Origin of the sequence: Methylophilus sp. (genome assembly GCF_052437885.1) — a bacterium.
GTDB lineage: Bacteria > Pseudomonadota > Gammaproteobacteria > Burkholderiales > Methylophilaceae > Methylophilus.
In genome coordinates, this window is record NZ_JBQVPB010000004.1 from 143894 (window position 1) to 156832 (window position 12939).

At 55.0% G+C, this 12939-nt stretch carries 9 protein-coding genes and 1 pseudogene; 8 read left to right on the forward strand and 2 right to left on the reverse strand.

The genetic code is table 11. The annotated features are described in order from the left end of the window. The first annotated feature begins 95 nt into the window (after window positions 1-95). From xseA to prmB, 8 genes are all read left to right on the forward strand, one after another. Window positions 96-1316 (forward strand): exodeoxyribonuclease VII large subunit, encoded by a 1221-nt coding sequence (gene xseA / locus ACT6RZ_RS05595; RefSeq protein WP_444701187.1) that lies wholly within the window; start codon window positions 96-98, stop codon window positions 1314-1316. A 107-nt stretch (window positions 1317-1423) separates the two neighbouring features. Continuing rightward, entirely contained in the window at window positions 1424-3307 is a 1884-nt protein-coding gene (locus ACT6RZ_RS05600) for a potassium transporter Kup (RefSeq protein WP_444701188.1), read from the forward strand. 88 nt (window positions 3308-3395) lie between these two features. After that, window positions 3396-4232, forward strand: coding sequence for a M48 family metallopeptidase (locus ACT6RZ_RS05605; RefSeq protein ID WP_444701332.1), 837 nt, complete (start codon window positions 3396-3398; stop codon window positions 4230-4232). Window positions 4233-4333: 101 nt separating this feature from the next. Continuing rightward, window positions 4334-5161, forward strand: a complete 828-nt coding sequence (gene dapD, locus ACT6RZ_RS05610) for a 2,3,4,5-tetrahydropyridine-2,6-dicarboxylate N-succinyltransferase (protein WP_055826029.1) — start codon at window positions 4334-4336, stop codon at window positions 5159-5161. A 278-nt stretch (window positions 5162-5439) separates the two neighbouring features. Next, complete coding sequence (locus tag ACT6RZ_RS05615; protein ID WP_444701189.1) at window positions 5440-7512, forward strand: putative bifunctional diguanylate cyclase/phosphodiesterase; 2073 nt, start codon at window positions 5440-5442, stop codon at window positions 7510-7512. 111 nt (window positions 7513-7623) lie between these two features. Further along, the gene (locus tag ACT6RZ_RS05620; RefSeq protein ID WP_444701190.1) at window positions 7624-7977 is read left to right on the forward strand and encodes an ArsC family reductase; all 354 of its coding nucleotides are present in this window, start codon (window positions 7624-7626) and stop codon (window positions 7975-7977) included. Window positions 7978-7982: 5 nt separating this feature from the next. Beyond that, the gene (gene dapE, locus ACT6RZ_RS05625; protein WP_444701191.1) at window positions 7983-9122 is read left to right on the forward strand and encodes a succinyl-diaminopimelate desuccinylase; all 1140 of its coding nucleotides are present in this window, start codon (window positions 7983-7985) and stop codon (window positions 9120-9122) included. Between the two features lie 4 nt (window positions 9123-9126). Beyond that, window positions 9127-10029, forward strand: coding sequence for a 50S ribosomal protein L3 N(5)-glutamine methyltransferase (prmB, locus tag ACT6RZ_RS05630; RefSeq protein WP_444701192.1), 903 nt, complete (start codon window positions 9127-9129; stop codon window positions 10027-10029). Between the two features lie 358 nt (window positions 10030-10387). Here prmB and rluB read toward each other — a convergent pair whose 3' ends face one another. Together rluB and ACT6RZ_RS05640 are read right to left on the reverse strand one after the other, a co-directional pair. After that, window positions 10388-11497, reverse strand: a complete 1110-nt coding sequence (gene rluB, locus ACT6RZ_RS05635) for a 23S rRNA pseudouridine(2605) synthase RluB (RefSeq protein WP_444701193.1) — start codon at window positions 11495-11497, stop codon at window positions 10388-10390. 109 nt (window positions 11498-11606) lie between these two features. After that, window positions 11607-12893, reverse strand: a pseudogene (locus ACT6RZ_RS05640) (single-stranded-DNA-specific exonuclease RecJ); the annotation flags it as partial. Window positions 12894-12939: the final 46 nt, after the last annotated feature.

Below are 12939 nucleotides of genomic sequence, written 5' to 3' on the forward strand. Positions count from 1 at the left end.
CTAACCGCTGGCCGGCGTTCGCAGAAAAATAACCCAAGCGCTGGCAGCTGTTGGATAATGTGCGACTTTGGATAATGTGCGACTAATGTGCGACTATGGCTAGTTTGTTATCGACCTCCTCCAAGCAACTCTTGAGTGTCAGTGACCTGACACGACTGACTAAAGAACTATTGGAAACCAGTTTTCCCTTGTTCTGGATCAGCGGCGAAATCTCGAATTTCACGCGCGCAGCCAGTGGTCACTGGTACTTTTCGCTCAAGGACGCCAAAGCGCAAGTGCGTTGCGTGATGTTTAAAGGCCGCAACAGCCTGGTGGAAGGCATGCCGCGCGAAGGCGATTCGATTGAAGCACGCGCAACAGTGACCCTGTATGAAGCGCGTGGTGATTTTCAGCTGACGATAGAGTTTATGCAGCCCGCCGGTTTAGGCCGGCTGTATGAAGCTTATGAGCAATTAAAGCAGCGCTTGCAGGCCGAAGGCCTGTTTGACCAGGCGCACAAAAAACCCATTCCTGCCGACCCGCATCGCATAGGGGTCGTCACCTCGCCCGATGCAGCGGCCTTACGCGATGTGCTCACCGCGATACGCAGACGCTACCCGGGCATGGCGGTGATCATTTACCCGACGCCGGTACAGGGCAAAGGCTCGGCAGAGCTGATCGCCCATGCCATACGGCAAGCCAGTCAGCGGCAGGAAGTCGATACCCTGCTGATCTGTCGCGGTGGCGGCAGCATTGAGGATCTATGGTCGTTTAATGAAGAAGTGGTCGCGCGCGCGATCGCAGATTGCCGCCTGCCTACCATCAGTGGCGTCGGCCATGAAACCGACTTTACCATCGCCGATTTTGTCGCTGACCTGCGCGCTGCCACGCCGACTGCCGCAGCCGAACTGGCCTGCCCGGACCAGTCACAGTTACGATCACAGCTCACACAGCTGGACGCACGTTTGAAACGCGCCATGCAATCTCTGCTGCAAAAGCAGGCGCAGACGCTGGACTACCTCTCGCGCCGGCTGGTTTCACCCGCCCAGCAACTGCAGCAGCAAAAGCAATCGCTACATCAATGGCAACACCGCTTGCAGTTAGCCATGCAACATCTGTTGCAGCAGCGATCGCGACGGCTGGAGTACCTGGCGACCAGTCTGCAACAGCTGAACCCGCATCAGGTGCTGGCCCGCGGCTATGCCATCGTGCAAAAAGCGGATGGCCGCCCGGTGACAGATGCGCAGCAACTGGCCCCACAGGAGGCATTGCGGTTGACCTTGCACCAGGGCGCTGCCGAAGTGGTAGTCACGCAAATCGCCAAAACCGACTCTTGACACTTTTTATCCATCCTTAACATAGCTATACCGGGGCGGCAGCGAAAGTCTTTGGTCAAGCTGTCAAATTGACAGATAATAAGCCTTTGCTTTACGTCGTTCACTCAATGGACAATACAAAAAGTCAGCCCGCGGCACTCCATACTATGGCGCTTGCCGCACTCGGGGTGGTATTTGGTGATATCGGAACCAGCCCTCTCTACACGATGAAAGAAGTATTTGCGGTAGGTCATCATCCGCTTCTGCTCACGCAAGACAATGTTTACGGCATTTTATCGTTGATCACCTGGGCGCTGCTGCTCATTGTTTCCTTCAAGTATGTGGCATTTATCATGCGTGCGGATAACCGTGGTGAAGGCGGTATCATGGCGCTGCTCTCGCTAGCCAGCCGTTATGCGGGCGGTGACCCGGACCAGCGTAAACGCATCATGATGCTGGGGATCATAGGTGCCTGCATGTTTTATGCCGACGGCATGATCACTCCGGCCATCTCGGTATTATCGGCAGTAGAAGGCCTGGAAGTCGCCGCGCCGCAACTGGATGACTGGATAGTGCCTATCACCCTGTGCGTGCTGTTCTTGCTGTTTTGGGCGCAAAGCAAAGGCACGGCGGTGATGGGCGCGTTTTTTGGCCCTGTCATGCTGACCTGGTTTGCCGTGCTAGGCATACTCGGTGTCATGAATATCAGCCACCACACCGAGATTCTCAAAGCCCTTAGCCCTTATTACGCCTTTCTGTTTTTCAGCACGCAACCGAAGATCGCTTTCATCGCCCTGGGCGCCGTCGTGCTGGCGGTCACAGGTGCCGAAGCCCTGTATGCCGATATGGGGCATTTTGGCCGCAAACCAATACGCCTGGCCTGGTTCCTTTTCGTATTACCCGCCCTGATCTGCAATTATTTCGGCCAGGGCGCACTGATACTTGCCGACCCTGATTCTATCCAGAACCCTTTCTACCACCTCGCCCCCGACTGGGCATTGTTCCCGCTGATCCTGCTGGCGACTCTGGCGACCGTGATCGCCTCGCAGGCGGTGATCACCGGCGCATTTTCAGTCTCGCGCCAGGCCTTGCAACTCGGCTTTATCCCGCGCATGCATGTCGCCCATACCTCTGAACAGACCGAAGGCCAGGTATATATGCCCAGGGTGAACTGGGGCTTGATGGTGGCGACCATGGGCCTGGTGGTGATCTTCGGCAGTTCCGGCGATCTGGCGGCGGCTTACGGCATTGCCGTGACTGGCGACATGGTCATCACCACCCTGCTGGCAGCCGTGGTTTTCCATCATTTATGGGGGTGGAGCAAACTGAAGACCGCTTGCCTGATCTCGCTGTTTTTGGTGATAGATCTGTCTTTCTTTACCGCCAATATCCTGAAGATACCTGATGGCGGCTGGGTGCCTTTACTGATGGGGCTGATCATTTTCACGCTGATGCGCACCTGGAAAACCGGCCGCGCGTTGCTCTATCGCATCCTCAGGTCAGAATCTATGGAACTGGTGCCGTTTATCCAGGCCATAGGTGCGCACCCGCCTGCCCGCGTCAATGGTGCCGGAGTGTTTATGACACCTAACCCGGATGGCGTACCGCATGCGCTGCTGCACAACCTCAAACACAACAAGGTGTTGCATGACAGCGTGGTGATTTTGACCGTACGTTTTGAGGATTACCCTTACACCAGCCAGGAAGAACGCATCGCGGTGGAAAACCTGGCGTATGGCTTTTATCGCGTCACCATACGCTATGGCTATATGGATGAGCCTGACCTGCCGCGCGACCTGGCCCTTACCGCAGCCCAGGGTCTGACGCTGGACCCCATGGATACCTCGTTCTTTGTCGGTAAGGAAAGTCTGATCGTTTCGGATAAACCAGGCATGGCGTTCTGGCGTAAAAAAATCTTTATCGGCCTGTTCAGGACTGCGGAAACCATTACCAACCAGTTCAAGCTACCGCCTAACCGGGTGGTAGAACTTGGCTCACAGGTGAAGATTTAGTCGCTCCTCAGGCATAGAAAGCTGGATGAACAGAGAAGGCAATCGTAGTAAAATCTGTGTATCACCATATGCGAGATCAACCATGACCATGAAAACCAACCTCATCATTGCAGCCTCGGTGTTAAGCCTACAGTTGGCAGGTTGCGCGACCACCAGCACCACCAAGGCCGGCGCCGTTGGCGTAGAGCGTAAACAGTACGTAGGGCTGGTGTCAGAAAAAGAAGCCGAGCAGGAATCAGCACTGGCCTACCAGAAAACGGTTAAAGAGGCCCAGGACAAAAAGGTGCTGAATACCGACAGCAAGGAAACCCAGCGTGTGCGTAATATCGCCAACCGCCTGATCGCCCAGGTCGGCGTGTTCCGTCCAGACGCCCTGAACTGGAAATGGGAAGTCAATGTCATGGATAGCAAGGAAGTGAACGCCTATTGCATGGCCGGTGGCAAGATCATGGTGTATACCGGCCTGCTGGACCAGATCAAGCCTAGTGACGACGAACTGGCGGCAGTGATGGGCCACGAGATCTCGCATGCACTGCGTGAACACGTGCGCGAACAGATGTCACGCGCCAAGGTACAACAATATGGCTTGCTCGGCCTGGCTGCTGCGGTAGGCGTCACCACCAAGAACGCCGACAATGCCAATGCCGCGCTGGCACTGGGCGGCACAGTGGCTGCCGTGGCACTGACCCTGCCTAACAGCCGTACCGCAGAACACGAAGCTGACGAGATAGGCCTGGAACTGGCTGCACGGGCGGCATATAACCCAGAAGCAGCGATCACACTGTGGAACAAGATGAATGCGCTGGGCGGTTCAAAACCACCTGAATTCCTGAGCACCCACCCCTCGGGAGACAGCCGCATCGCCGACCTCAAGGCCATGATGCCCAGAGTGCTGCCTTTATACCAGGCGGCAAAATCCAAATAAGGGCGGCAGCTTCTTACATACCTTGCCACATGCAAAGCACTAAACACCCGAAATTAGGTTAAAATTTCGGGTTTTACTCATTCCTATCAATAGAGAACATCATGGACCCACGTCTAAGTATCATTGAGGCGGCTTTTGAAGACCGCGCCAACATCAACCCTGCGAATGCATCGGCAGAGATCAAGCAAACTGTTGCTTCCATTCTTGATGACCTGGACGCTGGAAAACTGCGCGTCGCCAGCCGTATCGGCGATACACAACAATGGGAGACGCACCAGTGGCTGAAAAAAGCTGTGCTGCTGTCTTTCCGTCTGAAAGATAACTACCTGATGGATGATGGCGTGACCCGCTACTTCGATAAAGTCGACCCGAAATTCGCCGACTACACCGAAGAAGACTTCAAGGCCGGTGGCTTCCGCGTGGTGCCTAACGCCATCGTGCGTAAAGGCTCGTTTATCGCCAAAAACACGGTGCTGATGCCCTCTTACGTCAACATAGGCGCGTATGTCGGTGAAGGTTCGATGGTGGATACCTGGGCCACTGTTGGTTCATGTGCGCAAATCGGCAAGAACGTGCACCTGTCTGGCGGTGTAGGCATAGGCGGCGTACTGGAACCAGTACAGGCAGGCCCTACCATCATTGGTGACAACTGCTTTGTTGGCGCACGTTCTGAAGTGGTTGAAGGCGTAGTGGTTGAAGATAACTGCGTGATCTCCATGGGCGTCTATATCGGCCAATCTACCAAGATCTATGACCGCGAAACCGGCGAAGTGCATTATGGCCGCGTGCCGGCAGGCTCAGTAGTGGTGTCCGGCAACCTGCCTTCCAGCGACGGTAAATACAGCCTGTATTGCGCAGTGATCGTGAAAAAAGTCGACGCCAAGACATTGAGCAAAGTCGGCATTAACGAATTATTACGCGGCATCTGATTCAGGCCTGTTTCAACGGCAAACGCTGTCTGCAAGCCCCCGGCCAGGCGCAGGATGTCATTCTGCACTGGCCTGGCGGTGCACTGGCCTGTCCAGGCAGTATTAGCCCAGGCTCAAGTTATCAGTTGTAAAGGTCGTTATCTAGGAGATTCCCGGGCTGCAGTGTCAACACGGGAATGTTTAATGTGGAGAATTAGTCAACAAGCAGCAAACTGATCAGCAATACACCGTAGTAGTGTCACAACACCAACAATCAAAATAATCGTGCAATCACTCATATGACTACAACGCAACTCTTTATCCCGATTCTGTTCACACTCAGTGTGATCGGGTGCTATTTTGCGTTTGAACTGGTCGACCGCCTGCGCAAAGTCACTACCAAAGAGCATGACGCCATGCTCAGAAAAAATGCGCTCATCGTCGCCCTGGGTGTGTTCTTGCTGCACTGCGGCTATCAGATGTCTGCAGATAACTTTCCCAAGATCACCGAGCACCCGGTCGACTTTATCGGCAGCCTGCTATGCGCATATATGCTGGCACTGTCGTTGCTCAATACCGTCAACAAAAAGAAACTGCCACTGCGCGAGCTGTTATACGCGTCGTTTGCCGCCGCCATCAGCGGCTACCTGCTTTCCTATTTTTACCAGATCAGTGCCGGCAGCATCAACGCGCGCATAGATACCTGGACCGCCCTGTTTGCATTCTTTCTGACCTGTCTGACATCGGCACTCGCCATCGTCACCATGCTCTGGATCAAAAGTTATGAAGGCCGTGCCCTGCAACGCCTGAAACTGATGTTTTCGGTAGAGATCGCGCTAGGCTTTCTGGCTTCGCATGCGGCGATCAACCTCAGCATACTGCACAACAATATGTTTATCGGCCAGCCGACTGACCAGGCCGGTAATTACCTGGTGTTGTTGCTCACCCTGGCGCCGGTGCTGCTGTTTATCACCTCGTTCATACTGGTGATCTTTTATGAGCGCAATGTCGATCTCACGCAAAGCAAACTGACTTTCCGCAATACGCAGACCGCCAACAAGAAATTCCTGGCTTATGACCCGCTCACGCATTTGCCCAACCGCGATGCGCTCAACCAGCACCTCGCCATCAGCGCCAAACGCTGTGACCGCAATGGCGAGTCACTGGCGCTTGCCTATATAGATCTTGACCACTTTAAACCGGTCAACGATCAGTTCGGCCACCATATCGGCGACCTGCTGCTGATAGAGGTTGCCAAACGCATCAGCAACGCCATCCGCAATTGCGATTATGTGGCGCGTGCCGGTGGCGACGAATTCATCGCCGTGCTCAGCGAGATCGAGAATCACCAGAGTGCGGTGACTGTCATCCAGCGCATCATTGATTCGCTGCGCGAGACCTTCGTCATCGAGAATCACGTGATAGAGATCTCCTGCTCTATCGGTATCTCCATGTATCCGCAAGACGGCAATCTGCAAAAACTCAAACTGAATGCCGATGCCGCCATGTACAAGGCCAAGGAAAACGGCAAGAACCAGTACCGCTTCTTTGATGCCGAGATCGAACAGGCTTCGGACGAAATGCAGCAGACACGCATAGAGCTGAAAAAAGCCATCACCGAGCAGGAATTCAGGCTGCTGTTCCAGCCCAAGGTCGATGCGGTGACGCGACTGGTGCACGGCGCAGAAGCCTTGTTGCGCTGGCAGCACCCGACCCGCGGCCTGCTCTCGCCTACCCATTTTATTGAAGCAGCCGAGCGCTTTGGCATGATAGAAGAGATCAATGCCTGGGTGATCTCGCAAACCTGCAGCACCATCAGCCAGGCCAGGGACCGCGGTATAGACCTGAGCATCTCCGTCAACCTGTCTAACCAGCAATTCAGGAACAAACACCTGGATGCGCATATACAGTCCATACTCGAACAACACCAGGTAGAAGCGCGCAACCTGATCCTGGAAGTATCGGAAACCACGGCCATCCACCACCAGGCACAGTTCAAAGAGACCCTGCGCCACTTTAAGAAACAGGGCTTGAAGATCTCGCTGGATGATTTTGGTTTGCACCCGTTCAGCCTGACCCATCTGCAAGACCTGGAGATCAGCGAAGTAAAACTGGACAGATCACTGACCAAAAGCGTCGCGGCTTCAAAAACCTCGCTGTCTATCGTAGAAGCTATCGTCAAGCTGGCACACGCGCTGGATCTGAACGTAGTCGCCGAAGGCGTGGAGGATGAAGACCAGCGCCAGGCCCTGGTCAGCATCAACTGCGACCAGATGCAAGGCTACCTGTTCTCCAAGCCGGTAGAGCAGAAATTCCTGTTTGATGTCTTTAGTGAGCTGCAACTCAGATCCACCACCAAAAGCCTGTTTTAGCCACGCTCCTGCTGGCGCCTGCACGCAAGCTGGATGCCAGGTTCACCGAATAAATTTCAACACCCCAGTCGCTGGCTGGTAAAATGGTTTCTTTGAGCAAGAATTATCGCCATGAAACTTTACGGCATCCCCAATTGCAGCACAGTCAAAAAAGCGCGCGCCTGGCTGGAACAGCACGCGATCGCTTACGAATTCCACGACTTCAAGAAACTGGGCCTGGACGATGCCACCGGCCAGCAATGGCTGACCCAGCAGCCCTGGGAAAAACTGGTCAACCGCAGTGGCATGACCTGGCGCAACCTGAGTGACACCGAAAAGAATGCCGTGGTGGATGCCGCCAGCGCCTTGCCGCTGATGCAGGATAAAACCTCAGTCATTAAACGCCCGTTACTGGTCGACAACGAGCAGATCCTCGCCTTAGGCTTTAACGAAGCCGACTACTCCCAACTTTTTGCCAAAGAATAATATTTATGTCCAAGACGCTGGAACTTGCCATTGATTTACTCAAACGCCGTTCGCTGACACCGGCAGATGCCGATTGCCAGGAAACCATGATAGCCCGTCTTGAGCCCCTGGGCTTCAAGATAGAACGCATGCGCTTTGGCGAAGTCGATAATTTTTACGCGCGGCGTGGCAGCAGCAGCCCGCTGATCGTTTTCGCCGGTCATACCGACGTGGTGCCTACCGGCCCGCTGGATCAATGGCATACACCACCGTTTGAGCCCACCATCAAAGACGGCATGCTGTATGCGCGCGGGGCAGCGGATATGAAAACGTCGCTGGCGGCGTTTATCACCAGTATTGAAGAGTTTATTGCCGAAAATCCTGACCATCCGGGTTCTATAGGCTTGCTGGTGACTTCGGATGAAGAAGGCATCGCCATTGAAGGCACGGTGAAAGTGGTAGAAGCACTGCAGGCACGCGGCGAGACCTTTGATTACTGCATCGTCGGCGAACCGACCAGTAACAAGCTGGTGGGTGATATGATCAAGAACGGCCGTCGTGGCTCCCTGTCCGGCAAACTGGTGGTCAAAGGCATACAGGGCCATATCGCCTACCCGCATCTGGTGAAAAACCCTATTCATTTAGTGGCACCGGCGATCAAAGACATGGTGGAGACACTGTGGGATAACGGCAACGAATATTTTCCACCGACCTCGTGGCAGATCTCCAATATGAACGGCGGCACCGGCGCCACCAATGTAGTGCCTGGTGAAGTCGAGATCCTGTTTAATTTCCGCTATTGCCCGGAAGTGGATGGCCAGGGCAGCTCTGAAGCCAGCCTGCGCACACGTGTGCATGCCATCCTGGATAAACATGCGCTGGAATATGCGCTGGACTGGGAACATAACCAGTCTTACATCACACCACGCGGTGAGCTGGTCGCCGCCATCAGCGAGGCGATACAGCAGAGTTACGGTATCACACCAGAACTATCCACCACCGGCGGCACCTCGGATGGCCGCTTTATTGCCGATATCTGCCGCGAAGTGATCGAGTTCGGGCCGTTGAATGCCACCATACACAAACTGAACGAATGTGTCGCGGTGGCCGATATCGAGCCGCTGAAAGAGACCTACAAACGAACTATGCAATCACTGCTGAAATAAGTCTATGACCAACACTTTACAAACCATACGTGACTGGCTGCGCTACGCGGTCAGTCGTTTTGAGAACTCGGATATTTTTTACGGCCATGGCACTGACAACAGCTATGACGAAGCCGTCTGGCTGGTCATGAGTGCCTTGCACCTGCCGCATGACACGCTGGATAATTTCCTCGATGCACGCCTGACCACCGCTGAGAACCAGCATCTGGCGACATTGATTGAAAAGCGCGTCAGCGAGCACACCCCTACTGCCTACCTGGTAAACGAGGCCTGGTTGCGCGGTTATAAATTTTATGTCGATGAGCGGGTGATCGTGCCGCGTTCATTTATTGCCGAACTGCTGGAAAATGGCTTGCAGCCCTGGGTAGAATTCCCGGAAATGGTCGAATCCGCCGCCGATATCTGCACCGGCTCCGGCTGCCTGGGCATACTGCTGGCCGAGGCTTTTCCGAATGCGCATATCGATGTCATCGATATTTCGCCGGATGCTATCGCTGTCAGCAATATCAATATCCAGCGCTACGGCCTGGAACACCAGGTGCAAACGGTGCAATCGGATATGTTCACCGCTCTCAAGGGCCGTAAATACGATGTCATCATCAGCAACCCGCCGTATGTGGATGCGCCGAGCATGGCTGAATTACCGGCAGAATATCGCCAGGAACCGCAACTGGCCCTGGGCAGTGGCGATGCCGGCCTGGATCATACGCATACGTTGCTGACACAGGCCAGCACATACCTGAATGATGGCGGTGTGCTGATCGTTGAGATAGGTCACAACCGTGACGCCCTGCATGCAGCCTACCCTGAGCTGCCATTCACCTGGCTGGATACCAGCGGCGGTGACCAGTTCGTGTTTATGCTGAGCAAAGAAGATCTGGCTGAAGCGGGCCTGCAGGCAGACTAGCGCTTAGCCTGAATGCCAGCCGGTTAATTATCACAAAAAGGTGAAACTGGCCGTCTGGCTATTGCATGCGCTGACTGTCATGTTGCGCATTAAAGGCGGCATCAGCGTCCCTATACTGTCATCGCACACGGTGAAAAACCGTGATTCAGTGGGGCTATATAGTCTCATCCATCCTGACATGACCCTCGCCTGCCCTGAAATATGACCCTGCATGCAGGGCAGAGCACACCTAAGCTCTGGCGGGATGCACCATCCGCTTCTAGCCTTGCAAGAGATAGCGTTAAATGGCGATCAAGTGTAGAGAAAAGCGCCCTGCGCGCTTGACGCAAACAAGCCTGAGCCAGGCTTGTTTCATCACCTATCCACGGCCACGATCACGGTCGCTGCGTTTTTTAGCGCCAGAGTTCACGCGTGCATTCTGACGTGAAGCCTGTTTCAGGTCCGAATCCTGACGTATACGGCGCGTACCGGGTGGCGGTGCCGGACGTGCAGGTTTTTCTGCAGGCGCCGCGCCGTTGGCGGTTTCCAGCAGGCTGCGGCGCTGCTTGCGTACTTTAGGCACAAACACACTGGTGGCACGGTCTTTTTCGCGCGGACTCAGCTGTTTCAGTGGCTTGTGTGGCACCGGCAAACCGGCCCATTCCAGGATACCGACCACCTGTTTTTGTTCCAGCTTGAGCATGGTGCCGCGTTTCAGGCGTGGCGGTAAGTTGATAGGGCCGAAGCGCACGCGCATCAGGCGGCTGACCGGCAGATGGAAAGCTTCAAACAGGCGGCGTACTTCGCGGTTACGGCCTTCTTTGATCACCACCTGATACCATTTGTTGACACCCTCGCCACCGTTGGGGTGTATGCTCTCAAAATTGGCCGGGCCATCTTCAAGTTCTATGCCCTGTTTCAGTTGCGCGAGCTGGTCTTCGGTCAGCTCACCGAGGATACGCACGGCATATTCGCGCTCGACTTCGTAGCGCGGGTGCATGAAATGGTTAGCTAACTCGCCCGAATTGGTGAATATCAGCAAACCACTGGTGTTCATATCCAGGCGGCCGATCGCGATCCATTTACCCTGTTTGATCTTGGGCAATTTATCAAAAACCGTGGCACGCCCTTCCGGGTCATCCTGGCTGACCAGCTCGCCTTCAGGCTTGTGGTACAGCAATATCTGTGGCAACTCAGGCTCAAACGGCAGATGCAGGATACGGCTATCCAGGCGCACGATATCCTGCTCATTGACGATGGCACCCACTACTGCCACCTGGCCGTTGATGGTGATGCGGCCACTTTCAATCAGCGTTTCCATGTCGCGGCGGGAACCAAACCCGGCCAGCGCCAGCAGCTTGTGCAGCCTATGCCCGGCGCGAGCTGGTGCGCCAGACTCGTCGCCCTCAGTTTCAATGGCGGGTGGCTGGGGTGCGGCTGGACGTTTTGCGGGGGAACCTGGTTTAGGTGTTTTAAATGGACGCGCCATGTTTAACCTCTTGAATGAAGGCTGTATTTTACCGTATTTAAGGGCTTCGCCCTAAGGCTAAATCTTGCCTGTGCTGAAAACGCCCCTGGCGATCGGCATGGCAGCAGCATCAAACGATATCTGCATGCACGACTTGCAACTGCAGGTTTCTGGCGCCATTGAACTCATTGATCTGTAAGGCATAAGCCAGGGTCACTTTTTCCGGCAACAGAATGGCATGCTGAAAGTAGATCGCCTCGAACTGTGCACCCTGTTTTTGCAGGCGCAACTTGAGGTGTTTTTCGCCCAGGATACGCTGCTGTATCACTTCAAAATCGTCGTAAAACACCGGCGGCGGAAAACCCTGACCCCATACCTGATGGCCCAGCATCTCTGCGTTGTGCAGCGTCATTTCCTGCACTGGCAGCGCGCCATCCGTTTCCAGCACTTGCTGCAGCACCTCGGCAGTAATCAGTTGCTGCACGACTTGCTCAAACGTTTGCTGAAAACGGGCAAAATCGTCTGCGCGTATGCTGAGGCCTGCCGCCATGGCATGACCGCCGAATTTGATGATCAGGTCAGGTTGCAGCTTGGTCACCAGATCCAGCGCATCGCGCAGGTGCAGACCCGCTATCGAGCGGCCCGAGCCTTTGATCATGCCATCACCGGCATCGGCAAATGCGATTACCGGCCGGTGAAACCGCTCTTTGATGCGCGAGGCGAGAATGCCTATCACACCCTGGTGCCAGTCTGGCTGGAACACGCTGATGCTATATTGGCTATCCCGAAAATCCTGCGTCAGGTCGGCCATCGCATCCCACTGCATCTCGGCCTCTATCTGTTTGCGCTCGGCATTGAGTACGTGTAGCTGCTGCGCATAGATCATGGCCTCTTGCGGCGTGGTTGCCAGCAGGCAACGGATACCTATGGTCATATCATCCAGCCGGCCGGCGGCATTCAGACGCGGGCCGACATAAAAGCCCAGGTCTTGCGCGGTGACCTGCTCGGCATTGCGACCGGCCAGTTTTAGGATTGCCAGGATACCAGGGCAAGCCTGCCCTTGCCGGATACGCTTCAAGCCTTGCTGCACCAGGATACGGTTATTGGCATCCAGCTTGACCAGGTCGGCCACGGTGCCCAGGGCCACCAGGTCGAGCAGGCTGCCCAGATGTACAGCATCCTCAGCCAGCAGACCGCGCTGCCTGAGTTCGGCGCGCAGGGCTATCAGCACATAAAACATCACGCCCACGCCTGCCAGGTGCTTGCTCGGGAAATCACAGCCACGCTGGTTGGGGTTGACGATACAATCGGCGGCTGGCGTTTGCTCGGCTGGCAAATGGTGGTCGGTGATCAGCACCTGCAACCCTAAGGCTTTCGCTGCGCTGACGCCATCAATACTGGCAATGCCGTTATCCACTTATACGGAACTACACTGTAAATGACTACATATATCATTTAAACCA